Here is a 24,487-nt window from a genome sequence, read left to right as displayed (position 1 = left end):
GTTATATCGTGATTACCTAACGATCCATTAAGCCGCTCCCCTCACCTCCCTTCAATAATGATTGTTTAAGTCCCATGCAACGGGTTGTTAGCCTTTCAGCGAACCAACAGAAATCCCTCTGACGAAATATCTCTGGAAGAAGGGGAAAATGAATAGCATCGGTCCACCCGCGACGATTGCCATGGCCATCCTGACAGACATAGTCGGGAAACTCGCGTATTTAAGCTTATCGGCCGCCGTCGCGAAGGGCGAGTTAGCTAGGAATTCCACTTTGGTAATAATTCTGACTAACAGTAACTGTAACGGAACGTATTTGTCGCTATCGATGAACAGCAGAGCGTTATACCAATCATTCCAATAGGCGAAAGCGATGAACAAGCCTAACGTGGCGAGCGCAGGCGTCGACAGCGGGAGAATGATTCGGAAGAAAATCCGGAATTCCCTGGCCCCGTCGATTTTGGCGGACTCGATAATTTCGAGCGAGATTTTGTCCAAGAAGCCCTTCATGATCAGAATGTTGAAGGGGCTTAGCAAGAGCGGAATGATCAGAGCGGCTAACGTATCATTCAAGTGAAGGTATTGCGTCATTAGGATGTAGAACGGGATCATTCCGCCGTTAAATAGCATCGTGAAAAAAACGTAGAAGGTTAACGGCCGATTGTAACGAAAGTCTTTGCGGGAGATCGGATACGCCATCAAAGCGGTCATGAGCAAAGAAATAACCGTGCCTACGACGGTAATGAATATCGTAACTCCATAAGCCCTTATGATCGTCCGCGGAACTTCGAATACGATTCGGTAAGCTTCAAAGCTGAATTGCTCCGGGATAAACCGGAAACCGTTCTGCGTAATGCTTTGTTCGGAAGAAAGGGAGATGGCGATGACCAGCACGAAGGGTACGACGATGAATCCGCAAATGAGGATGAAAAAGAGATTAATGAACCAATTCGAGGATTGCCCGGGTTTCCTGGAGCTTTCGTTCTCGGGCAACCGCAGTTCCGTAACTTCGTTCGAAGTAGTTTGAGACGTAGAAGTATTCATGGCGATCTCCTTTCATTCGATTAGAACATGGCGTTTTCTTTGTCGACCTTGCGCACGATTATATTGGCGCCTACGACCGTAACGAAACCGACAACGGACTGCAAGAAGCCTACGGCTGCCGCCGAGTTGATATCGTTCCTTAGCTTCAGGGCACGGTAAACGTAAGTATCGATGATATCGGTAGTGGCAAAGTTCAACCCTACGTTGTTCGGAACGAAATAGTGAAGCCCGAAATCTCCGCGGAATATATTGCCCAAGCTTAAGATGAACAAAATGATAATAAGGGGTTTGAGCAGCGGAAGCGTGATTCTCATCATCATCTGAAACCGCGATGCGCCGTCCAGCTTGGCCGCCTCGTAATACTCGCTGCTGATTCCCATAATTCCCGCATAATACACGAGCGTGGAGAAGCCTACGCCCTTCCACACGGCAACGATCGGCAGAATGAATAGCCATGGCTTCGTTTCGAAAAACCATTTATGGGGTTCTAAACCGATTGAAACGAAAATTTGGTTCAAGTACCCGCTCTTGCTTTCCAAGAAAGCATAGGTAACGAATCCGATCAGAGCCATCGACAGGAAGTACGGCAAGAACATCGTCGTCTGATATACCTTGATCATTCGACCGGTCAATTCATTTAACAAGAGCGCGAACGTTAATGCGACGATCGTGCCCAGTATGATGTAAACAAAGTTGTAGCCTAACGTGTTCCGGATTAGCCGATACGCGTCTTGCGATTTGAATAAGAACTTGAAATTGTCCAGCCCTACCCATTTGCTGCCGAAAATGCCCCGGTCATACCTGTAATACTTAAACGCTAGGATCAATCCTATGAGAGGCAAATAATTGATAATGAGTTTGTATAGGATTCCGGGAATCGCGAGTATGAGCAACTCTCTGTTCTTGCGTAAGTGTACGATCTCCCTTGAGACGATACCGCTTAATCCCCTTTTGCGCTTATCCATGTCTCTATCTCCTCCTTGTGATGCCAATCTTGCCACATGGCCCGGAATAAAAATACGATACAATGTTCGAAAAGGCATAAACCCGAAGCGTACAAAATTCGATTCCATGCATTATTCGCGTATACGAACCAAAAAACCCGCATTCTCGAACCCTCTACGGGTCTAAGAATACGGGTCAAGCCGCGTTTATTCTTCTAAAAAAGCATCTTTTTCATGCGGTATTCCTTCGGCGTGCTTCCGAATTTCGTTTTGAACAACCGGAAGAAGTAGCTTGAGTTCGAGTAACCGCACTTTTCCATGATTTCTTGAATCGTATATTTATCGCTCTCGAGCAATTGTTGCGCATGTTTCAAGCGAATATCGTTAATATACTCGGTAATGGACATGGACGTGCTATCTTTGAACAGCTTGCCGATATAGGCCGACGTAAGCTTCACGTTGGATGCGATCGATTGCTGGCTTAGATTCAGATCGGAATATTTCTGTTCGATCAATTCCTTTATCGTTTCCAGAATCATATCGTTGCGTTCCATCGTTGCCGGCCTTCCGATTCCGCAAATCTGGGCGCAGGCGGACAAGAGAGGAACGTACATCTCCTCCAAAGTTTCTTTCTCCTGCGATAAATTCAAGATATGATCCATATCCCTGTCCAATTGGACGATCCGGTTGCTCGATATTTCCATGGCCGTATTCTTGATAATCCAGCTTAGGTTCGATACGGCACGCAGCATATCGTCGTAATGGAACGTCGACAATATCGAGAACGCCTTCTCCAATTCGCTTCCGGCCTCGGACATTTGCCCCTTCTTCAGTGCCTCCGACAGCTTTTTCTCGATCGAATCCGGCAACGCCACTTGTTTGTTGGATAAATTCGCTTTTACTTCCTCCGACGTGATAATCGACTTGTTTCCCCTTACGATCCGGTAAGGGATAAGCTGGATAGCTTGGCTGTATGCGGACGCGAGATACGGGAATTGAGATATCGTATCGCTGATCCCGCAAGATAAAGAAAGGTTGTAGTATTGATGGATTTTGTCCTGAATTTCTTTGATAATGGGATGAACCTGCCGGAAGTCGGTTTCCCGATCGCTCTTGGAGACGATCAGAACGACGTGATCTCCCCGGATTTCGACGGCTTCGCAAGGGTAGCTCTCGGACATCATTTCCTGAGCGATGTTGAGCATCGCAAAACTGTACATTTTCTTCGTCGCGCCCGTCGTCATTCGGTCGAATTCCGGATAGTGATCGATTTGAAGCACGCAAACGATGATTTCCTTGCTTATGGATATGTTGAGGTTGTGCTTTTCTATTAGATCCTTCATATCGTTGTGGGAGAACATCTGGCTATCTGTAAGAAATTTGCGAATGTAATATTTGTTAACGATCTGCTCGGAGCTGATCTCGTGCAGCTTGTCGGATAGCTTCAAATACCGGTTGCTCATCAAAGAGAGCTCATCCCGTTCGTTGGGATCCGACTGGTCGTTGCCCGGGACGTGCAGTCGGAGCCGTTGCAGCATGTTCTCTATCGGATGGTAAAGCTTATAAGACACCCCGATGGATAAGGCGATCGCGACGACGAGGAAAATGACCGAGATCATGATAGACTGAAGCCTCGTCTGTCTGACATCCTGCATCAGCTTGTCGTAAGATTGAATATAAACGATTTTCCAATTACGCATGCCGTCATCCATGTATGTAATCATGCTTTTCTTGCCCGCCACGTTTCCGATAACGAACCCCGATTGCCGGTTCATCGCTTTTTTGTCCCCGTCTATGAGCTGTTTGACCTGCATCTGATCCTTCTCGCTCGCGACCAGATTATCGGTTCTGGACGAATACAGCCTGCCGTCGTCGTCCGCGATATAGACTTCTCCCATTTCCCGGTCGCTGCCCACGTTCATTTTCTTCAAGCTATCGAATACCCAGTCGGATTTGATATACAGAATGATCGCGGACTCGCTGCTATTGAACACGTTCAAAGAATCGGCGACAATGAACGCGAACGCGTCGATCTGCCCGGATTTCTTCTCCAGGCTGACCGGAATCAGCCTTGAATTCTTGTGCGGGCTCGAAGGATCGAACAGCCACTTCCTGATCTTCGCTTCCGTCACGCCATCGTCCAAGAGGAAAGGAGTCGTCGTTCCGTAAAGCTTATTCTGGCTATGATTGTAGACGACGATGGAATGCAGGAAGGAGGAACTCTCCAATATGGTATTCAGTCTCTGATAACCGCGAATCAAATCCATTTTGGGAAGATCGTTCTCGAACATCATCGGAATAAGGATATTATCCCGATACACGAAAATCGAAAGATGGGTAATGATTTCGTTCATATAAGAGAGGTTGTATTGAATTTGCGTAAGAACCTTTAAGTTGGATGCCTCTTGGTTCCTCTTGACCGACTTTTCCAGAATAAACGTATTCGTAATCGATAAGGCCGACATTACCAACACCATCGACAACATGATGGAGATTAGAACCCGTTGCAAATACTTTTTGGATTTATAGAGACCCAGCACCCGCATCGTAAGCCGCTCCCTCTACAGTGCAAGCTAAGTTATCCGATTTTGCTTTTCAAATTATAGAATCGCATATCGATGGCCTAACTTCTACTATGAAATATTCGAATTACTGAACTATTACAGGATTCGTCAAACGGAAATAGGCCTTTGTCGAAGTGGAGTTTTTCGACAAAAGCCGGTTAGCCGCCGACGGTTAATCTTTTCTGGGGCCGATCCGATCGAATTCGATTTCTTGCCAGCCTATCCGATAAGCCGGAGAATCAGGCCGGAGCCGGTAATCTCTCGCTTCCTCGTCGAGAAACAACGGATCCGCGATAATCGTGTTGCCGTCGTATTTTCCGTTTACGAGCGACCGCCACTCCTCCCAATCATATTCGTTGCGTTCAAGCCTATCCGGTCCCCTTGGCTTCAACTGCGCGATCTCTCCCGCCACAAGGCAAGCAGCCCCGTTTCTCCAATAGAGATTGCCATCGGCGGCCTTAAACCTCGTCTTGTCCCAATTCACAAAGTAGTAGACATATTGTCCGGAGTCGTACACGAGGTTCGACGCGATGTCTACGTCACGGTTCGCCTCCCCGACCATCTCTTGGGTACCGAACGCGGAAATCGCCCGGGGATTGTTAGCCAATAGATTATTGTAAATTCGGTTTCCGATCCCCTTGGAGAAAATCAGCATCCACAGCTTTCCTTGACCGGTGCTGTAGAGATCATTGAGCACGTTGCTCGTAACCGTGAAGTCATCGCTCGCGTCGTCTAAGTAAATTCCGAATCCGAACGAAAAGTGGATTCCGCTATGATGCAGATGGTTGCCATGAATGACGTTACCCTTCCCGGGGCCCCACGCTTCGATCATCCCTCCGTCTTGGCTATCGGTCATCACGTTAAATATTTCGTTGTACGCGATCCGATTATTTTTGGAATGCAGGAAGTCGTAGTGGTTGTCCCACGTAACCGGAATGCCATACAGCGATTCCGGCATCGTACCGAATCGTAATCCTTTGAGCGATATTCCATAGCGCGGCATGTGCGAAATCTCGTTATGTGAAATGCCGTTATCGCCGCTCTGGTAGAGCATGATCCCGCATCCGTGTCCGATCAATTCTCCCCCGCAGGTAATCCGATTGTTCGTAATCGTATGCCCTTTGTTCGTGTAAGAGTCGTCCGCGGTCTTGAAGTCCCCTTCCCCCGGAGCGTAACCCGATGCATAGACGCCTACGTAACCGACATGTGCGATCGTATTGCGATCGATCGTAACTTGACGGGCATAGCGGTCGAGGAAAATGCCGGACGAACCCGATTGGCTTATCGTACAGCCTTTAATGCTAATGTTCTCGACGCGATTAAGGTAGATGAGCGCTTCGCGGTGTTCCGCTCGCTCCGAATTACCGTCCATAATGCCGTAATCGCGAAACCCGTCCGTGCATACTAGCGTTAATCCTGACAGCTCGAAATTCCGCAACCTTCGGTCGTTATCCCTTCCGCTCAACTCGATCAACCGGGTTACCATCGGTGCCGCGATCGTCTGCCGATTCGGATCTCCGCTTTCCTTTTCGTCTTGCTCCGGCCAGTAATAGACGATTCCTCCCGGCTCGTCCAGATGGAATTGACCGGGAGCTTGAAGGAATGCTAACGATCCTTGCAAATAGTAACGGGAGCCGTGCCCGATGCCCCACGTCGCGGGAGTCTCGAATAGTAGCATTCGCGATTGTCTATCGACTTCCCTCACGGATTTCGTCTCGGAAAACCAATTCCATTCCCCTTCCCCGGGCCAAGTAAACACTTGAGCATCCTCCAAACACAACTCGTCGTGAAGATCGGCGGCGAAATATCGGATTCCCTCTTTAGACGATTCCGGGGCTGACTCATCCGTGTTGAAGTACCCCCTAGCGGGTAAACGGGCTTTACGTACCCTCCTCCCATCGGCATATAACGTTTGGAATCTGCGGCCGGGAAGCAGTTTCGCCTTCCAGATCGAATCGTCATGCCGTTCCCAACCGGTTATTAACTCCCCGCCGACCAGAATCGGTTTCTCGCCGGTTACGTTCCGATAACGAACTCTAAAGCCGTCTCGACCCGAATCCCTTTCATCGAACATAATCGTACTTCCGACCTCGTAGTAACCTCCGCCGAGGTATACGTTCGCGTCCGCGGACATTCCGCTAGCGATGCTCTCGCGAACTGCCCTTTGCGCTCGTTCTATGGTTAGGAACGGTGACCGCTCGTTACCGTGATTATCGTCGTTCCCTTGCGGCGATACGTAAAATGAAATAGCTTGCAACATACGCGAAAGCCCTCCTCGTGTTGATGACTGTTTGCGATATCTCATCCAGATTGTATATTTTCCCCTTCCATAAACCTACTGCTCATTTTGCGAAAACATGTACTAAACGTATATTCCGATACGAATTCGCTACCGGATCGTCCATACGTGCCGTTTTCAGTCCGATCCGGTCGAAAGCAAATGCATCTTGCGGCTTTCCTTTGCGATAGCTAAGATTGAGGGGAATCATAAGTTGATTTCCTATTTTCGTCGCAACTGAGGAGAGAAAACACGCATGACGACAAGCTCTTTGGACGACCTCATGCCAACCGTCAATTTCGCTAACCGTGCTACGACTCAAACCGATACCGACTGGGGAGCCCGCATCATTCCGGATTGCCAGCTGGTTTATGTCGTCTCCGGCCAGGCTGAGCTATTCATCGGCGGAAAGTCGTACACGATTCGGACGGGAGAATGCGTTTACTACGGTCCGGAATGTCCTCACGCATTGAGTGCCCCGATCGGGACGGATTACTATAGCGTCCACTTCGAATGGCGGAAAGAAACGGCAATTCCCGTTCATCCGGGGCATCATATCCTCTACGCGGATGACGCGGAACTTAGTAGCGCTACCCTCTCGCAGACTTCGATCGTCATTGTTCCTTATGGGGAAGTCACATTCCCGACGCATATGACCGTCTCCGGTTTGGAGCCGATTCTAGCGAAAATCGTCAAAGAGTACGAATTCGAGCGTCCCGGGTACGGCCTCGCTCTGCGGGGGCTTATGATGCAAGCGATCGTTCACATCTTGCGCCAGTTGCTCGACATCGGCAAACCGCCCGTTACCCGTGGGCGGATCGAGCCGGCCATCGTCGCCATGCATGACGAGCCGGGGAGAAACTGGGCCGTATCGGAGCTCGCCGCTCTCTGCGGCTACCATCCGATCCACTTCGCCAAGCTGTTCAAGGAAGAACTCGGGCTTCTTCCCAAGCACTACATTATCGGGGAACGGATCAAACTGGCGAAGCGTGCATTGCTGAACGGAGAAAAAATCGAAGCTTTATCCGAGCGTCTCGGATTCACCAGCCTTCATTATTTCAGCCACCAATTCAAACGGGTGACCGGGTTAACGCCTAGCGAGTTTCGAATGCTCGGTAGACCTTAGCTTGGCAGAGGGACTGCGATATTCACGGCAAGAACCCCTGTCGGCTAATCGCTAATAGCCGCAGGGGTTCTTTTCAGACAAACTATTCTTTCATCTGAACGACCGGCATCATCATGCCGTTATCCATTCCCATCATCCTAACGCTTCCCTCCGCCTCATCCGCCTCCGTTAACCACACTTCCGTACCGAAAGTCGGCTCCGCATAAGGCAAATGCGTTCGGCCTCGGGCCAATATTTGACGATAATTGCCTGAGTCGCCCTCATAACCGTCATGATCCCAAGGAACCCAAGAACGCGCGTTGCAATAATGGAGCACATAAGACCGGCGATATCGATCCGTTGTCCGATTCGGGTAGGAACGATGCAGCAGGTGCGAATGGAAAAACAATACGTCCCCCGGGCTAAGCGGCACCGGAATCGGAGGCGGATAATTCGCAACGACCTTAGATAGCGTATTCACTTCGTCGTCAAGATGGCTCACGTTGTGGACGTTGTGCAGATCCGCGAAAGCGTCGACCGCATGAACGTTGCCTCCCCCGACTTCGGCCGGCGGATAGACGGGTTCATGGTTAGAGCCCGGTACGACCCACAGGCAACCGTTATCCTCGTCCGCTTCTTCCAACGCGATCCAAGCTCCGATCAACGTATCCGGATGCGTCTTGATATAGCAGGAATCCTGATGCCAGCCTTGACCGCCTTTGCCCGGCGGATTGAGGAACATCATCGATTGAAGCGCGTAGACATCCGGTCCGATTAGCGCTTCGACCGCGTCCAACACCCGCGGATGAAGCATCCCCCGCTCGGCGGCCGCTTCCAATCGGGAAAGCATATGGACCCGGGTTTGCGAGACGAACTCCGCTCTCAGCGGATCATTTTCTCCGATCTTCCTCTCGTTTTTCTTCACGTTATCGAGCCTTGTTTTCTCCGCCAGTTGGTAGAGCTCGCCGATGTCTTCTTTTGATAACAAACCTCTAACGATCAAATATCCTTTGCGATGGTATTGCGCATATTCTTTAATGCTTACCAAATATTTATCTTCGCGTTGCTTCGATTTCGGCGTATAAATAATACCCATCGGAGAACCCTCCTGCTTGATTGTCTTACTTCCATTGTGCGCGAAGAGAGGCGCTTCACTCAATGGAGGGAACCCTGCAAACGATGTGTTTATTTGATATCGTCGTTAACCAGAATATGATGGTTGGCGGGGTAGGGATTCTCCGGGTCGAGAACGGCGGTCGTATGACGGAATAGGCTGTTCTCGCAGCGATCTTTATACTCCGTGGGCGTATTCCCGCGGATGTGCTTGTACATTTTCGAAAAATGATGCTCGTCCCCGAACCCGACCCGGTAAGCGATCTGCTTCACTGTCCATTGCCCGTTCATCATGAGCTGCTCCGCGCGAAGCAATCTTCGTTCGAGCAGTGCCCTTTTCGGCGACATGCCGACGCTGGAGACGAACATTCGGGTGAAATGCTCATGCGACCACCCCGACTGTCTAGCGATCGCTTCAATCGTTAACGGTTGTTCGAGGTGCTGTTCCATGAAAGCAATCGCTCTTGCGATTGGAATCGGAAGCGGATGGGCAAGTTCCTCCAGCGCATTGTCCGCGGATGCGCACAATTCCTCCAAAGCTGCCGCGAGCAAGACGGAAAGGCGCCTCTTCCAATGAGCAAGCTGGAAATTCGCGATTCGCAGCATCTGTTTCATGAGCGATGGAAGCAAACTATTGACGCTAACGGGAAGAATCGACATGGCGGGCTCTAATAGCGTTGCGAACCTGGGATCGGCTTGGCGCAAAGCGACGTAGTCGAAGTGGAGGAAAAGGTGACGAACGTTGCGATCCCTATCGAATTCGTAACGGTGCTCCTCTTCGGGTCGAGTAAAGACGAAACACGGATAATCTAGCGGCAACGCTTTACCCTGAAGTTCATATGTAGTAGCTGTCCCTTCGGGAAAATAAACGAGCTCGTAGTCCGTAATCGTTCTGGGTCCAAGCACGCTGCCCGCTTGCGCCCACACGTCCCCTACGCTATGCACGAATGGCCATTGCTGCGCAGCCGTATCGGTCATTTTCATCCACCAACTTTCACTAGGATCGACGAGCTTCGATGATTGATGAGTTGATTGTAAAACGAGGGCGGTTTGGACGCAATCTCCGATTTCGCGAGAGCCTGCTCGGATCGAGAGCTGAGGACGCCAATAACCCTCCTGACCCGTGAAGGGGGAGAGTTGTTGGCAGTGCAATTCGGTTTGGCCGGACTGCGGCGGTTGAGCGGCTCGAAAGGTTTGGCTACTACCTCGAGCCTGTGACCTCGAACACGACCGGGAAGTGTTCTCCCTTGAGGATATCTCCCTTGTTCACGTCCACATAACTCAGCATGACGTGATTGCTCGTCGGCTCGTAGCGGGTATGCGCGGGCATGTAATGAACGGCGATCGCGCGCCGCTTAAGCTCCGAGCGATTGTTGGGACTTCCGTGCCAAGTAAGGCTGTGATGGTAGCCGACTTGGCCTTTCTTGATCTCGAACGGCACGGCCGTCGTGTCGGCGCCTTCCGGCAACAGCTCGGGATGGCGATGAACGGGCTTGAAGTCTTTGTCGCTCGTCAGATGCTTCTGATGGTTGCCCCATTTATGGCTGCCGGGAACCATCCACATGCATCCGTTCTCGATGACCGCGTCGTCGAGCGCGACCCAGGCGCTGACGAGATCCGCCGGCTGGATGATCGGCCACAGCGGATGGTCCTGATGCCAAGCCGTCGGTCCACCCGTGATCGGAGGCTTGTATTGAATCTGATCATGCCACACGCGAAGCGTGTCGGTATTGCACAATTGCGCAACTTCCTCGCAAATCGTTTTGTTGGCGGCATGACGGAAGAACGCGTCGCTGGCCATCCAGATGTTAACGATCTGAACGACTTTCTCGTTCGCGGTCATCTTCATGCCGTCATAGAGAGTATCTTCGCCTAGCAAGTTATGGTTCAATACCGGTTTCTTGACCGATTTGCCTTGCATGACATCGTCCAATTCCGCGCGTAACGCTTCGACCTCCGCATCGTTTAGGACCACGCTTCCCTTCAAAAATCCGTTTTTCGCGAATTCGGCTAATTGGCTTTCGTTCAACATCTCAATACAACTCCTCGGCTCTCGTAATGTTATGCGTTTGATACATTCATCTTACGAGGTCGAAGAAGCGCTGTATTTCCGAAAAAGCAATATTCTATTTGCGTTTTTCTTGCATGGCATAAGATTGGAATCGACCTACGATCAGTTAATCCCCGTACTCCAGACGAAATTGGATCGGAGTCCTGCCGGTTAGCTTGCGGAACGTATATACGAAGTGGCTATCGTCCTGGAAACCGACCGCCGCGGAGATATCCTTAACCGTCCGGCCGCGGTTCGCCAGCAGCAGCTCCTTGGATTTTTGAATGCGGAATTGCATCAAGTATTGGTACGGACTGATACCCCAACTTGTCCGAAATAGCTTATTCAGGTATTGCGGGCTTACGAGCAACTCCTCGGCCATTCTGTCCAGTCCCAGCCCCGGATCCCCGTAACGCTCTTCGATGAGCAAGTAGATCGGCGTCAGCCTTTCGTGCCCTTTGGACAAGGAAGACCGTCCGCTGATTTGCCCGTATTTTTTCAATTGCGTCAGGAAAACGTACACTTCGAGCGAGCCGTTAATGCCCGCGAAATCGAAGCTATAGCCGAATTTCTCGCTGTATTGCTCGTGAACGCGAGCCAGCGGGCAATCGTCGTCCCAACTGACCGGGAGCATTTGAGGAAGATCGAGCGAGGCCGTAATGGGGCTGGCAAGCGCCCCGTCGAACGTCATGAACCACGTCGACCAAACCTCGGTTTCCGCGGAATAGCTATGCGGCGTCCCCGCCTTCAACAAGATGCCTTGGTTCGGATAAAGCTTCACGGTGGAGCCGTTCACCGTGAACGATCCGCAGCCTTCCACCGTATGCAGCCAATGGTAGCTATCGAAACCGTGCTCCCGATGAATGGGCTGCTGGTGCGCGGAGAGACCGACGCTCGTCAGGTGCAGCGGCAAGCCCCGGTCCCATTCCGTCGTCACGAAATGCCTGCTGTAAGCCTCGTTCAAGCGATTCACCTAGTTTCATTTTTCTATACGTAATATGAATTATATTATATTTTAATTCGTTATCCGCTGATCTACAATAGGGTCGTAGTTGAATTATCTTATACCCTATTTACAGGAGTGGATAAGCCAATGACCTTGAAGCTTGGATTTATCGGGACGGGCGGCATCGCCAATGCTCACCTCGACAACTTGACGAAGATTGACGGCATCGAGTTGACGGCATTCTACGACTTAGACCTCGCAAGAGCGCAAAAGGCCGCGGACGTTCACGGCGGAGCGAAAGCGTTCTCTAATTTGGACGAGATGTTGGACGGGACGAAGCTGGACGGCGTCTATGTCTGCGTACCGCCTATGGCGCACGGAGACGCGGAAAATAAGCTGGTCGAACGGGGAATTCCTTTCCTCGTAGAGAAACCGCTCGGCATCGACCGGGAGCTTCCGAGATCGATCGGCGCCAAAGTAAAGGCAAGCAATCTCCTCACCTCGGTCGGCTACCACTGGAGATACAACGAATCGGCGACCTTGGCCAAACGTCTCTTGGAAAATAGTAAAGCGGGAATGGCGCTTGGATACTGGATGGGCGGCATGCCGATGGTTCCTTGGTGGAGGGTGCAGCAAGGTTCCGGGGGCCAGTTCGTCGAACAGACGACGCACATCGTGGATCTGCTCCGTTATTTGTGCGGAGAAGTCAGCGAAGTATATGCGGCTTACGCGCTGCAAGTAATGGGCGACAAAGTGGAAGGCACCGACGTGCCGGACGTGGGGACGGTAACGCTGAAGCTGGCGAACGGCATGGTCGCCACGATCTCGAATACGTGCTTACTGCCCGCCGGGCATCACGTAGGGTTGGATATTTATACGGAGAGCGGAATTCTCGAGCTGCGAGGCGACGCGTTAAACGAGATTACTTCCGCGGGACGGAGCATTCATCCGAACGTGGCCAACCCGTATTTCGTTGAAGACGAGGCTTTCGTTCATGCGCTTAGAACCGGAGACAGATCCCGCATCCTATCCGATTACGAGGATTCTCTCCGCACGCACGAGATTACGATCGCCGCCAACGAGTCCGCCGTATCCGGCCAACCGGTTCGATTATCCGAATAGAGAAGGGAGTTCTGTATCGAATGAAATATTCTTTATGCATCGGAGCTTACCCGGGCAAAGATGAAATCCATCACCTGGAGAAAATCAAAGAGCACGGCTTTCACGGTCTCGAGTATTACGCTTGGTGGAACTTGGACGATCTGAAGGGCGTAGCCAAGGAACAAGAACGTATAGGCGTCGGCATTAGCGCGACTTGCACGAAGTTCATCAGCTTGGTCGACGAATCGCTTCGGGAAGCTTATCTGGAAGGCGTCCGCCAGACGATCGAGGCGTGCCGGATTCTGAACGTCCGCTCGGTCATCTCCCAGACGGGCAACGTCTTGGACGGCGTGCCGCGCGATACGCAACGGCAAACGATGGTCGAGACGCTGAAGCGCTGCGCTCCGCTGTTCGAAGACGCCGGCATCGTGCTGGAGGTCGAACCATTGAACGGGCTGGTCGATCACGCCGGCCACTTCCTTCAACGTTCGGACGAATCGGTCGACGTCATCGATCAAGTCGGCAGCCCGAACGTGAAACTCGTGTTCGACGTTTACCACCAGCAGATTACGGAAGGCAACGTCATTCGTAACGCGACCGGCTACATCGACCGGATCAATCACTACCACATCGCGGACAATCCGGGACGCAAGCAGCCGGGCACGGGCGAGCTCAATTACGTCAACATTTTGCGCGCGATCAAGGGTACGGGATTCGAAGGTTTCGTCGGCTTGGAGTGCGGCTATACGATCGACACGGACGAAGCGATCCGTCAGTTCAAGGACGAAATTCTTTCGCAAGTCGAGTAAACGATGAGGCCCAGGCGGGTTGGATGCTCGCCTGGGCCTCGCTTTATAGAGTACTTAAATTGCCTTTGCCGCCCATAAGCCCGCGTTCAAGATGAGCTTTCGATACGCTTCGACTTTGAATGCGGAGATTTCATGCCCCGGCATGAGATAGACGACTCTGCCCAAGCCGTATTGATGCATCCATGCGGCCGGCCAACGCTCGCCTTCATGCTCATATTCCGCGAGAATGGTCGTCCGGACATAAGGATCGAAATCGAACCTGTAGGGCTCGTCGTTCACCGTGAACGGTTCGACCCTATCCATGATCCGATGGTTCGGCTCGAGAATATGGATCGGCAACGCCGTATAATCGGGATGACTCACGAAACGGCCTCCGATCATCGTCGCCAGCTCTTGATTGCGTTGCAGAGAAATGCCGTTATGTATACCCAGGAATCCGCCGCCCTTCGCGACGAACGATAACAGCGCCGCCACCCTTTCCTGCGACAGCTTTTCGTCGAGAAATTCCGTGTAAGAAATGAATAACCGATAAGGGGACAAATAGTCCTCTTTTAACATGCCGTAATCGCCGGTGCTCCTCACGTCGATCCGTTCCGCGAATATCTGCTCGATTTCCTTATCGATTCCCCCGAACGGATGCCAGATCGCATCGGAGTAGTTTCCTAAAGCCAAAGCTTGAATCCCGTTCATGGCTGAGCCCCCTATGCGCTAATGAAATAAGATACAGTCGTATCGATTATACGATAATGTCCAGTTCCCCGCCCACTCCCTCTTCAGGCGAACCGCCTCCGCCTTTCCTTGCTCCGGGCAACTCTCGCCCGGCTCTGCGTACTAGGAAGATCACCCACACGCCGCAAACGAAATTACCGGCCGCCAGAAACAACGCGAAGCCTATGCCGTCCTGGAGCGAATAGTTGAGTTGAAAGGGACAAGCAAACAACGTCATAGCGCCGAAAACGAACAAAATCGTCCAACCGTTCTTCGCGGATAACGCCAACTCCCACTTACTTCGGTTTATCGCGCTCGAACGAATCCCGCGGCATATGCCGTATAACATCAAGAGATCGATCGCGGTCGTTACGGAAGTGAGCGCCAACGCCTGAAATCCGGGCTTGTCGCCGCTCGTTAAGGAAATGGTGGATTCCATCCCTATTAGCGGGAGAACGGAGAAAAACATCAAAACGACAGCGGCCCACCGGGCGACTCCGAAATAGCGCCGTCCTTCCTTCAAGCGCGATAATCCGATCGCAACAAGCAAGTACCCGAGTACGTCCGGCAACAAATCAAAATTGTTAATGCGGAAATCAAGTAACTCCAGCGCGAGCCCCCATGCGATAATCGAGTAGGCTTTCTTCATTTCGCCTCACTCCTTTTCTCCCTGACATACGCGCGCATCTCGGCTTCCGTCGGGTACGGGAGGTAATTCGCGAACAATTCATTCGCATACTTCTGTCCCTTCGAATCCACGAAATCTTGACGGAGTAGCACGTTATAGACGTCCAGCGACCGCGGGCTTCCGTGCGGAATAAGGAACTGGTAGCTCAGATAGAGTGCATCTTTATTTTTTAGCTCCGTCGGCATTTGACCCGAAGTTTCGCTGTCGGCTCCCCACGCGTATTGGAAATCGTCCCCCAGCTCGCTAAGCCAACTGGAGGAAATATTCGTTAAGGTCATTGGTCTCGTCATTCTCACCGAAGCCCTGCCGCTATGGTCGGAACCCGAGCTCACCGAACTCATGGAAAACGGACTCGTATGACCTTCAATCGGCCTGGCTTCGCGGTAAGCGACGATGTTGCCGACGCGCTGTAATGATTCCGTTCCGTCGCTGAATGAGACGTAGACGCTATCCAAAACGATCGGGGCCAACTCCGAAGTTCTCTCTTCCATTCTCGCGACGTCGAAGTATCCCCTCAGCAAATAAATCGTCTGATGGCTGAGTTGGCTATGTACTTGGGCGGGGTAAAACCGCAGCGAGGGCAACTCGTCGGTTCGAACGCTGACCGGCTTCTTCTTGTCGTCAGTGTTGGCAACGTACAGCAGATCGAACGACACGCCCGGGTCGTACATCGTCTCGATGCGATGATTCAGGAAGCCCCCTTCCGGCAGCCTGTAGTCTCGGTAGTACGCGATGTTCCCCGCCCAACTTCCCGCAATTAATACGAACACGATCGCGTAGATGATCTTCGACCTCACTCCCGCATCCCTCCTCTTCCTGTTCCTCTATCCATGTATAACGATTGTCTGCGCAGTAAGTTACTGAAAATCAAGAAAAAAATGCCATTACAATGATAAACATCGTAACGGCAATGGATTACTTCGCGGTGCGAGGCAGCCAGCATGAACGGCTCTGCCCCCGTCGCCTTACTTCTAGAGGCGAGCCTCCATCATTTAGAGTGCTCCGAGTCCCCCCGAAGAGCCGCCGAAGTCTCGGCCAGACCGTCGACTGCTTGTTGAAGGTACCCGGACAATCCCACCTGCACGACTGCGATCTCGGACACCGTCAGGACGCTATCGCGCAAATCCGACGAAGAATCGACGAGCTGTTCGACCGAGACGACGATTTCACTCAGGCCCGCGGCAACCTCGGCTACGGCTCTGCTCCATTCCTCCGTCTGAGCGGCCAGAATGTTGCTTTCCCCGGCGATCTCGCCGAACGAAGCCGCCGCTTGCTCCGACTTGCTCTTCGTGGCATCCATCTGCTCGGCGAAGCCCTCGAAGCTGTAAGCCATGCTCTCGGTATCCGCATGAATCGATTGCATCAGAGTGCGCGCTTTGCCCGCGAAGCCTTCCGTCTGCACCGCGAGCTTGCGAATTTCTTGGGCGATGACCGAGAAGCCGTTTCCGTTCGCTCCCGCACGAGAAGCTTCGATCGAAGCGTTCAACGAAAGCAGGTTCGTCTGATAAGCTAAGCCGCTGATTCCAGACATGAAGCTCTGCGCGTCCTTCATCCGTTCGGTGATGGAAGCGACTTGTTCTCCCAACCGAGCGAGTTCGCCGTTGGTCAGCTCGAAGGAATCCGTCAGTTCGGTTACGAACCTTTTGCCGTCCTGCGCGTGGCCGTTCGTTCTCCATACGGAATCCTTGAGCGAATCCGATACGGCCAGCATCGCCTCCGAACCCGCGGCAGCTTCTTCTAGCACCGCCGAGATCGATGCGGTAGCTTCATGCTGCGATTCGATCCTTACCTGGCATCGTTCCGTCTGCGATTGAATGGACGAGGACGCCTCCCGATTGTCCTTGGATTTCTTCAGAATGTCCTGCGTCCATTCGACGACCTTTAATCCCGTGCTGCGATTTGCTTCCAGAATGCCCTGGATCCGCTCGCCCATCTGAGCCAGATAAGCTTCTACGGAACCGAACTCGTCGCCTCGTTTCTTCTTGGGCGAAGCGTAAGCCATATTCCCGTCCCTGTAAGCATGAATTCGCCTCATAAGCAGCTTGACTCCCTGATTAATCGACCTCCCGAACAGAAACGCCAGCACCAAAGTCAAGACAAGCGTAATTACCGTCAACAGGACGACATTTCGCGTACTATCCGCAAGCGTGTTATTCAGTCGGTCGGACTCCTCTCCCCTCTTCGCTTCGAACCAGATTTTCAACTCCTCGTCGATTCTCGCGGAATCCGTCATGAGCGAAGTCAACGCTTTCCTGATAACGACCGAGTTCAGAGACTCCGGAAGAAAAGCGCCGGTGAAGTTGTCGGAGAAAAGGGATTCGTAACCTTCGTTGATTTTGGCGAACCAAGACAAATAAGACCGCAACTCCTCATTAGCTTCGAATACGGAATGCAGTCCCGTCGTAGTCATCTTTATTTGCTCCAGCTTCTTCACGGAAGCTTGCGATTGTTTTTTCTCGTAACCTTCGCTTAAGAACCGATAGGCGATCGTATTCAATTCCTGATACGAATTCATTAGGCTTCCATAGCCCAGTTCCGTCCGATTCAGCGCCTCTGCCTGACCGGACTGCGTTCTCACTTGATCGTTGGAGCGCAAAATCGCAATCCCAGTCAACGCGCTAATAAGCAGCAAAGCCACCAGCAGAAGCATGAGCTTGCGGACGATCGTTAGTCTAATCAACGTGACAGCCCCCTGAACGTAGCATTCGGAACCCGATGGGTCCGAAACCATTGTACGTCCGAGGCGGAGACCGACACTACTCCGTTTGTTACCCTAATCGATAAAATAATGACCAGTCTAGCATTCGATCGATACGATCAAACCCTTCGGAACGACTTACGATAATCATGGGGCGTTACTCCGTGAACCTTGCGGAACAGCCGAGCGAAATACGAGAAGTTACCATAGTTCAATCCATCCGCGATCTCGCTAATGCTCCGGTCCGTCGTCGATAGCAGCTCTGCCGCGCTCGCCATTTTCTCCTGTAAAATATAGTCCGTCAACACCATCCCGGTTTCCTTGCGGAACAACCTGGACAAATAGGCGGGGTTCACGAAAGCCACGGACGCCAGTTGCTCGCGCGATAACTCTTCGTTAAGATGCTCGCCAATATAAGCCTTAACCTTCTGAACGACCGGACTGATGGCCAACGTTCTCGTGAACAGGCTACCGGCGGCGTTCGCGATGCAGCGAACCCACGTCTTGAACTGAACGACGGAGCGAGTCGCCACGTCTAACCCCGGACAAGACTGGTCTTCGTACAACTGCTGCGCTTGCAATCCTTTGCGGTGCATGGCGTAATAAATGACCTGAAGCAGGGCGTGATAGGACGCGGTAAGCGTCTCGACCGTCGCCGTGCCCGAGTCGATGGAATCCGTCCACTCTTCCAGCTTAACGCCCAACTCGCGTAACAAGCCTTGCTCTAGCAAGTCGGCCCAGTCCAGCATCGACTCCGTCAAGCTTGCCGTCGGTTTGGATGCGCTCTCGCCCGAGTCCCCGCTCCAGATAACCCCGTTTGCCTGACTTACATTGCGATATTCCCGGTTCAGCAGAGTCAAATAACTTTGCAAGACGTCCGTTACCGCGCACAAATCTCCGACGTAACAGGACAACCGGCAATAAAAGTAGCGATTGCACGCGTCCAAATACTCCCGGCAGCGAGTCTCGATATCTTCACGGGAAGCTTCCTGTTCACCTTGATGCAATACGACCAAAATGTTGCCACGGTGGTCTTGAATGACGTTGCCCGGAATGCCGGCCAGAAGCAACTCATCCGCCGATTTGCGCAACGCGAACTCCATGATGAGCTCGTCGCGTTCGTTCAGCGGTTTCTCCCAGCTCTCGACGCTGATTAGAATCAGACGTACGCGCTCTACTATGCTCAGTCGCATATCGTACGCGGATAGAGCTTGCGAGACAGCTTCGCGATTAGCCGACACCCGCCGCTCGAGCAGATCCTGCCAGAAACGCTCGACGAGTATCGGCTTGCGGCTGTTCCAGAGCTCCACGATTTTGTTGTACTGGTCGTCCGTATTGCTGATTCTTCTCTTCTCGGATACGCGGGAGATCGCGGTTAACAGCGTTTGCTCCAGCTCCGTATAGACGACCGGCTTAAGCAAATATTCGAAGCTGCCCAAGCTGATCGCCCGCTTGGCGTAATCGAACTCGGAATGGCACGTCAGCACGATCGTCTCCGGCTGCATGCCCCGTTCCTTCACCCATTCCATCAGCTCGAGACCGCTCGTCTCCGGCATCTCGATATCGCAGATGACGATGTCGATGTTTTTTTCCAACAACAATTGTTGCGCCATCGGGGCATGATACGCCTCATAAACCTCGTCGACGCCGATCGTCTCCCACCGCACGCCCGAAAGCAAACCCTTCACCGCGTAGATTTCATCGTCCACGATCAATACCCTTATCATTGTCCCGACTCCCTTTGGTTCGCTTTGCTGCGTGGCAGCCTTAACGTGACCAGCGTGCCTTGCGGCTTCGCGCTCTCGAATGACATCTTGACGATGCCCCTATTATAGTAGAGCTTGCAACGCCGAACGACGTTCCATAGCCCTATGCTTCCATCGCCCGGCTCAAGCTGCTGTACCTTCTCGCGAAGATGCTCCATCTGCTCCTCGGACAATCCTTTTCCGTTATCCTCGACTTCGATCTGCAGTTCGCCTTCTTCGCCATCTCCGATCGCCGAGATTTTTACCCGAATCCGGAAAGGGCTGCCCGTGCGAATCGAGAAACCGTGCACCATCGCATTCTCCACGAGAGGTTGGATAATAAGCGGAGGAATCTCGTCGGCTTCCACCCCCGGTTCCACTTCGAAATCGAATTCCAGCGTCTCGGGAAAACGATATTTCTGAATGGAGAGATAGTGGTAGATATGCTCGACTTCTTCCTTCACCGTGATCGTGGATACTTGCGTCCGCGTCGTGTACCTGAAGTAGCGAACGAGATGCAACGCCATGTTCTGGATGACTTCGAAGTCTTTGATCTGGGCGAGCTGATAAACGATATTGAGCGAATTCATGAAAAAATGCGGATGAATCTGTGCCTGCAGATGCTTAAGCTCAGCCTTCTGCGTACGAATCTGTTCCTCGTAAATATCGATTTTGAGATGCTCGATTTGCTGAGCCATCCCGTTAAACGTTTCCTTAAGCGTGATGAATTCCTGCAGTTTGTTGTCTTCCATCCGGACGCTCAGGTCCCCGGAACGGATTTTGCGCATTCCTTTGATGAATTGATGGATCGGTTTGACGATCGAATTTTGCAGGAAGAGCAAGTACATGCCTAACATGATCGCGGCTAGCATTGGAATAAGGTACGTCAGGTTGCGGAAAAAAGGGAGACCCTCCAGCAGCGTCTTCTCGGGTAACAGGAAGATCAAATCCATGTCCGCCATTCTCGAGCTCTTCGCGACTAGCAAGTACGGCTTATCCAGCTTGACGATATTGTAAGCGGCATTTCCATTGTCTAAATACGCTCCCAAGTCGAACGTCTCGAGCGCAAGACGGACGGAATCGCCGACCGTCGACAAAGGCCGGCCTTGGCCCGATACGAGCAGCGCCTCTCCTTTGCCGCTTTGCCCAAGCAGCCTCATCGGCTCCATCAACCGATTCAGGTCCACCCAAGCTCCGATATAGGAATCGTAATTCGTATCCACGACCCGAACCAACGCGTATTCCCCGTTCTGTTCGACCACGTTCCAGCCGGTTCGGGTGCTAGGATCGTTCTTAGCCAGCGTTTCCTTCAGCTTCTGCTGGATAACCTGCTTCCGGCCGTAGGTGACGGATTGCTGCTGCGCGATGAATAATTGCTCGTATTTCGTGCTATAAGCAAAAAGCACGTCGGCCGCGTCGTAATAGTTAATGTTCAGGTTTAGATCGTTCGTCGTCTGCGTCGTCGACAAATAGTACTCCCAACTATCTTTGTCATACTGACTGAGGGAGATGAGGCTTTGATCCTGTTCCGCCGTCTTATATAAATAGGTCTCGATCTCGTCGAGCACTTGATCCATGTCGTTCATATACATCGTGAGCATGTTGCGGTTGGATTGCGCGACTTGCGAGTGCACGACCTTCGTTGCATACAGATTGTTCCACAGCAGCACGATGACGAGAGGTACCGTCACGAGACCGAAACCGAGAATCAGCCTGGAACGCATCGTTGCTTGTCTCATCGTCTCACTCCTCTCCTCGCTCCGTCGCGTGGGGCCGCGGGTTACTCGTTGCTGTTTGTCGTTACTTGTGGCTGGCCAGCCATTCGTTCAACTGACGTTGCTTCTCTTCCACTACGATATCCGCTCCCGCGGCACGCAGCTTCTCCAAGTACATCGGAATGATTTTCTCCGGATCCTGGGCACCCGTGTTGAGAGCGGGCGTGAATTCCTTCTCTACCAGAATCGACGCCGCAATCTGCGTCTTCACCCCTTCGGGGTTAAACACGAAACCGAGCGCCTTCGATTTGTCCGCTTGCTCGTTGAACCTGCGATACTCTTCCCAGAGGCGGGGATTCTCGTTCGCCCACAAATAGGAATTCAATTGGTTGCCGAACATCCAAGGCTGGTTCAAGTTGTAGCCCACGTTCTTCGAGTCGACTCCCGGAGGATAATCGATGACGTCCTTGTCTTGCTTGATATAGTGGATTCCCTCTATGCCCCAATCGAGCAAGTTCAGCAAGTAAGGATCGGTGTAGAGCAGATTCAGGAACATCATCGCCTTCTCGGGGTGTTTGGCGTTGCGAGTAATCGCGAACATGGCGCTAGTCGTATCGGCCGTCGTCGTGTAAGGCTTGGTCAGCTCCACGCTCACCATCGGATAACCCGTGTCCCGCGAGGCTTGGATTTCGAAGCCGGGCTTCAGCGATTCCGCGTATGCGAACGCGTTGCCCGCCTTTACTGCGTCGTATTCGTTATCTTTGGACGTCGTCGCGTCCGCCTTCAGATAACCCGCGCGGTTCCATTGGTACATAAGCTTCGCGTACGCCATGAATTCCGGAGTTTCGGCCATGTTCTGCACTTGCGTCGATTGTCCTTCGCGCCGCAACACCCCCGGTCCTTCGCCGAGCATGTCAAACACGCCGTACTGCATCATGAAAGTCAGCGGGCTTCTATCGGCGCGCGCTTGAAGGGGGGCGACGTTAGGCTCGCGCAGCTTGATCGTTTCGAAAATCGGTCCGAAGTCGGCCAACGTGCGGACGGCAGAGAGATCGATGCCCAGCTTGTCGACGAGATCTTGTCGTAGGACAAGACCTTTACTGGAGGCGAACTCCTTGTTCGTGACGATTCCGTATATTTTGCCTTTGACTTTGCTGGCCTCGAGGATGGATGGATCAAGGATTGTGCGGATGCCCTTTCCGTATCGGTCGAGCAAGTCGTCCAAGGGCAGGTAACGGCCTTTGGCGACTTCGTCGCCGAAGCGCATCCAGCCCGCGGTGAACATAATGTCGATCTGCTCGTTGGAGGCGAACATGAGGCCGGTCTTGTCCCACCAGGCACCCATGTCGATCGTGCGAATATCGATCGTCGCATTGATTTTCTTGAGGAGGTACTCGTTTATTTTCTGCTCTACGAGCTTGATATCTTTGGGGACGTTGCCGGCAGGAAACACCATGACTAGCTTATCCGTTCCATTGTTCGCATCCTCTGCGGGCTCGAGCTCGGTTGCGGAAGTGTCGGATGTTCCGGTTGCAACTGTGGAAGCATATGCTGCTGACGGATCTGACGGACCCGACGTTTGACCGTACATCGTCGAGAAGACGACCAGGATGGCAACGACCACAAGCGATGCGATGATAATTGGAAACGCTTTCCCATTTAACTTGTTGAACATGCCAACCGGCTCCTTGTCGCGAAGTTCGATTCCTCATCATACAACGGCCCGACGGCGGCCGACTACTCCTATTGTAACTTCTAATGATAAGATTGTGACCTTCGAGAGTGATTTGGGGCGGGATTAAGGAGTGCTGGGGCAGCTGTCGGCTGGGCTGCACAAGCAAGTAACTGCCTGCTGGGAGCCCCGTTCGAGCGGGAGTTAGTTCGCCAGAGAAAGTAACTGACTGCTGTGAGTCCCGTTCGAGCACGAGTTAGTTCGCCGGAGCAAGTAACTGCATGGTAGGAGCCCCGTTCGAGCAGAAGTTAGTTTGCCGGAGCAAGTAACTGCTTGCTCGGAGCCCCGTTCGAGCAGAAGTTAGTTTGCCGGAGCAAGTAACTGCCTGCTTGGAGTCCCGTTCGAGCACGAGTTAGTTCGCCAGAGAAAGTAACTGACTGCTCGGAGCCCCGTTCGAGCGTGAGTTAGTTCGCCAAAGAAAGTAACTGCCCGCTGGGAGTCCCATTCGAACGGGAGTTAGTTCGCCAGAGAAAGTAACTGACTGCCCGGAGCCCCGTTCGAGCGCGAGTTAGTTCGCCAAAGAAAGTAACTGCCTGCTTGGAGTCCCGTTCGAGCACGAGTTAGTTCGCCGGAGCAAGTAACTATCTGCTGGGAACTTCGTTCAAGAACGAGTTAGTTCGCCAAAGAAAGTAACTGCCTGCTTGGAGTCCCGTTCGAGCGGGAGTTAGTTCGCCAGAGAAAGTAAATGCCTGCTGGGAGCCCCGTTCGAGCACGTGTTAGTTCGCCGGAGCAAGTAATTGTCTGCTTGGAGTCCCGTTCGAGCACGAGTTAGTTCGCCAGAGAAAGTAACTGCCTGCCCGGAGCCCCGTTCGAGCACGAGATAGTTCGCCAAAGAAAGTAACTGCCTGCTTGGAGTCCCGTTCGAGCACGTGTTAGTTCGCCAAAGAAAGTAACTGCCTGCTGGGAGTCCCACTCGAGCGGGAGTTAGTTCGCCGGAGCAAGTAACTGCCTGCCCGGAGCCCCGTTCGAGCACGAGATAGTTCGCCAAAGAAAGTAACTGCCTGCTTGGAGTCCCGTTCGAGCACGTGTTAGTTCGCCAAAGAAAGTAACTGCCTGCTGGGAGCCCCGTTCGAGCACGAGTTAGATTGCCAAAGAAAGTAACTCCCTGCTGGGAGCCCCTCTTGAGCGCCTGATGTTCGATTCTTTCGACTAACTACCTGCTGGGAGCCCCTATCGTACGCGAGATGTTCGATTCTTTCGAGTAACAACCTACTGAGAGCCCCTCTCGAGTGCCTGATGATCGATTCTTT

Annotated in this window: 18 protein-coding genes; 3 read left to right on the top strand and 15 right to left on the bottom strand. The window is 52.4% G+C overall.

The window, feature by feature from the left end:
- Window positions 1–87 precede the first annotated feature (87 nt).
- The 4 genes from D7Z26_RS14915 to D7Z26_RS14900 all read right to left on the bottom strand — a co-directional run bounded on the left by D7Z26_RS14915 (window position 88) and on the right by D7Z26_RS14900 (window position 6,809).
- Window positions 88–1,041, bottom strand: coding sequence for a carbohydrate ABC transporter permease (locus tag D7Z26_RS14915; protein ID WP_120977772.1), 954 nt, complete (start codon window positions 1,039–1,041; stop codon window positions 88–90).
- Between the two features lie 20 nt (window positions 1,042–1,061).
- On the bottom strand, window positions 1,062–2,006 hold the full coding sequence (locus D7Z26_RS14910) for an ABC transporter permease subunit (protein ID WP_120977771.1): 945 nt from the start codon (window positions 2,004–2,006) through the stop codon (window positions 1,062–1,064).
- Window positions 2,007–2,200: 194 nt separating this feature from the next.
- The gene (locus D7Z26_RS14905) at window positions 2,201–4,531 is read right to left on the bottom strand and encodes an AraC family transcriptional regulator (RefSeq protein ID WP_120977770.1); all 2,331 of its coding nucleotides are present in this window, start codon (window positions 4,529–4,531) and stop codon (window positions 2,201–2,203) included.
- A gap of 190 nt (window positions 4,532–4,721) precedes the next feature.
- The gene (locus D7Z26_RS14900; RefSeq protein ID WP_158602330.1) at window positions 4,722–6,809 is read right to left on the bottom strand and encodes a right-handed parallel beta-helix repeat-containing protein; all 2,088 of its coding nucleotides are present in this window, start codon (window positions 6,807–6,809) and stop codon (window positions 4,722–4,724) included.
- Between the two features lie 274 nt (window positions 6,810–7,083).
- Here D7Z26_RS14900 and D7Z26_RS14895 point away from each other — a divergent pair, with 274 nt between their 5' ends.
- Window positions 7,084–7,953, top strand: a complete 870-nt coding sequence (locus D7Z26_RS14895; protein ID WP_120977768.1) for a helix-turn-helix transcriptional regulator — start codon at window positions 7,084–7,086, stop codon at window positions 7,951–7,953.
- Between the two features lie 82 nt (window positions 7,954–8,035).
- Here the strand turns inward: D7Z26_RS14895 and D7Z26_RS14890 are convergent, their stop codons facing one another.
- The 4 genes from D7Z26_RS14890 to D7Z26_RS14875 form a co-directional block, all read right to left on the bottom strand.
- On the bottom strand, window positions 8,036–9,028 hold the full coding sequence (locus D7Z26_RS14890) for a phytanoyl-CoA dioxygenase family protein (protein ID WP_120977767.1): 993 nt from the start codon (window positions 9,026–9,028) through the stop codon (window positions 8,036–8,038).
- An 89-nt stretch (window positions 9,029–9,117) separates the two neighbouring features.
- On the bottom strand, window positions 9,118–10,023 hold the full coding sequence (locus tag D7Z26_RS14885) for an AraC family transcriptional regulator (protein WP_158602329.1): 906 nt from the start codon (window positions 10,021–10,023) through the stop codon (window positions 9,118–9,120).
- Window positions 10,024–10,246: 223 nt separating this feature from the next.
- The gene (locus D7Z26_RS14880; RefSeq protein WP_120977765.1) at window positions 10,247–11,077 is read right to left on the bottom strand and encodes a phytanoyl-CoA dioxygenase family protein; all 831 of its coding nucleotides are present in this window, start codon (window positions 11,075–11,077) and stop codon (window positions 10,247–10,249) included.
- A gap of 145 nt (window positions 11,078–11,222) precedes the next feature.
- The gene (locus D7Z26_RS14875) at window positions 11,223–12,059 is read right to left on the bottom strand and encodes an AraC family transcriptional regulator (RefSeq protein ID WP_158602328.1); all 837 of its coding nucleotides are present in this window, start codon (window positions 12,057–12,059) and stop codon (window positions 11,223–11,225) included.
- Between the two features lie 129 nt (window positions 12,060–12,188).
- Between D7Z26_RS14875 and D7Z26_RS14870 the strand changes: the two genes are divergently transcribed.
- On the top strand, window positions 12,189–13,163 hold the full coding sequence (locus D7Z26_RS14870) for a Gfo/Idh/MocA family protein (RefSeq protein WP_120977763.1): 975 nt from the start codon (window positions 12,189–12,191) through the stop codon (window positions 13,161–13,163).
- Between the two features lie 20 nt (window positions 13,164–13,183).
- Window positions 13,184–13,951, top strand: a complete 768-nt coding sequence (locus D7Z26_RS14865) for a TIM barrel protein (RefSeq protein WP_120977762.1) — start codon at window positions 13,184–13,186, stop codon at window positions 13,949–13,951.
- Window positions 13,952–14,005: 54 nt separating this feature from the next.
- Here D7Z26_RS14865 and D7Z26_RS14860 read toward each other — a convergent pair whose 3' ends face one another.
- The 7 genes from D7Z26_RS14860 to D7Z26_RS14830 form a co-directional block, all read right to left on the bottom strand.
- Complete coding sequence (locus D7Z26_RS14860) at window positions 14,006–14,641, bottom strand: ThuA domain-containing protein (protein WP_233566925.1); 636 nt, start codon at window positions 14,639–14,641, stop codon at window positions 14,006–14,008.
- Window positions 14,642–14,687: 46 nt separating this feature from the next.
- Window positions 14,688–15,308, bottom strand: coding sequence for a hypothetical protein (locus tag D7Z26_RS14855; RefSeq protein WP_120977761.1), 621 nt, complete (start codon window positions 15,306–15,308; stop codon window positions 14,688–14,690).
- Window positions 15,305–16,144 carry a hypothetical protein gene (locus tag D7Z26_RS14850; protein WP_120977760.1) on the bottom strand — a complete coding sequence of 280 codons (840 nt, stop codon included), beginning with the start codon at window positions 16,142–16,144 and terminating at the stop codon, window positions 15,305–15,307. The genes D7Z26_RS14855 and D7Z26_RS14850 overlap by 4 nt, the downstream gene beginning before the upstream one ends.
- Before the next feature lie 191 nt (window positions 16,145–16,335).
- Window positions 16,336–18,027: a methyl-accepting chemotaxis protein gene (locus D7Z26_RS14845; protein ID WP_158602327.1), complete on the bottom strand. Its 1,692-nt coding sequence runs from the start codon at window positions 18,025–18,027 to the stop codon at window positions 16,336–16,338.
- Window positions 18,028–18,164: 137 nt separating this feature from the next.
- Complete coding sequence (locus D7Z26_RS14840) at window positions 18,165–19,772, bottom strand: response regulator transcription factor (RefSeq protein WP_120977758.1); 1,608 nt, start codon at window positions 19,770–19,772, stop codon at window positions 18,165–18,167.
- Window positions 19,769–21,529, bottom strand: a complete 1,761-nt coding sequence (locus D7Z26_RS14835; RefSeq protein WP_120977757.1) for a cache domain-containing sensor histidine kinase — start codon at window positions 21,527–21,529, stop codon at window positions 19,769–19,771. Before D7Z26_RS14835 ends, D7Z26_RS14840 begins: the two co-directional genes overlap by 4 nt.
- 61 nt (window positions 21,530–21,590) lie before the next feature.
- Entirely contained in the window at window positions 21,591–23,180 is a 1,590-nt protein-coding gene (locus D7Z26_RS14830) for an ABC transporter substrate-binding protein (protein ID WP_120977756.1), read from the bottom strand.
- Between the last annotated feature and the right edge of the window lie 1,307 nt (window positions 23,181–24,487).

It is taken from the genome of Cohnella endophytica (assembly GCF_003628305.1).
In the GTDB taxonomy this organism is placed as follows: Bacteria; Bacillota; Bacilli; order Paenibacillales; family Paenibacillaceae; genus Cohnella; species Cohnella endophytica.
The sequence above is the reverse complement of the archived record's forward strand: the minus strand, read 5'-3'. Positions and strand labels throughout refer to the sequence as shown.

Bases quoted from the DNA above. Each gene is read 5' to 3' on its own strand.
- D7Z26_RS14915 (WP_120977772.1), bottom strand. From the start codon at position 1,041: ATGAATACTTCTACGTCTCAAACTACTTCGAACGAAGTTACGGAACTG.
- D7Z26_RS14910 (WP_120977771.1), bottom strand. From the start codon at position 2,006: ATGGATAAGCGCAAAAGGGGATTAAGCGGTATCGTCTCAAGGGAGATC.
- D7Z26_RS14905 (WP_120977770.1), bottom strand. From the start codon at position 4,531: ATGCGGGTGCTGGGTCTCTATAAATCCAAAAAGTATTTGCAACGGGTT.
- D7Z26_RS14900 (WP_158602330.1), bottom strand. From the start codon at position 6,809: ATGTTGCAAGCTATTTCATTTTACGTATCGCCGCAAGGGAACGACGAT.
- D7Z26_RS14895 (WP_120977768.1), top strand. From the start codon at position 7,084: ATGACGACAAGCTCTTTGGACGACCTCATGCCAACCGTCAATTTCGCT.
- D7Z26_RS14890 (WP_120977767.1), bottom strand. From the start codon at position 9,028: ATGGGTATTATTTATACGCCGAAATCGAAGCAACGCGAAGATAAATAT.
- D7Z26_RS14885 (WP_158602329.1), bottom strand. From the start codon at position 10,023: ATGACCGATACGGCTGCGCAGCAATGGCCATTCGTGCATAGCGTAGGG.
- D7Z26_RS14880 (WP_120977765.1), bottom strand. From the start codon at position 11,077: ATGTTGAACGAAAGCCAATTAGCCGAATTCGCGAAAAACGGATTTTTG.
- D7Z26_RS14870 (WP_120977763.1), top strand. From the start codon at position 12,189: ATGACCTTGAAGCTTGGATTTATCGGGACGGGCGGCATCGCCAATGCT.
- D7Z26_RS14865 (WP_120977762.1), top strand. From the start codon at position 13,184: ATGAAATATTCTTTATGCATCGGAGCTTACCCGGGCAAAGATGAAATC.
- D7Z26_RS14860 (WP_233566925.1), bottom strand. From the start codon at position 14,641: ATGAACGGGATTCAAGCTTTGGCTTTAGGAAACTACTCCGATGCGATC.
- D7Z26_RS14855 (WP_120977761.1), bottom strand. From the start codon at position 15,308: ATGAAGAAAGCCTACTCGATTATCGCATGGGGGCTCGCGCTGGAGTTA.
- D7Z26_RS14840 (WP_120977758.1), bottom strand. From the start codon at position 19,772: ATGATAAGGGTATTGATCGTGGACGATGAAATCTACGCGGTGAAGGGT.
- D7Z26_RS14835 (WP_120977757.1), bottom strand. From the start codon at position 21,529: ATGAGACAAGCAACGATGCGTTCCAGGCTGATTCTCGGTTTCGGTCTC.
- D7Z26_RS14830 (WP_120977756.1), bottom strand. From the start codon at position 23,180: ATGTTCAACAAGTTAAATGGGAAAGCGTTTCCAATTATCATCGCATCG.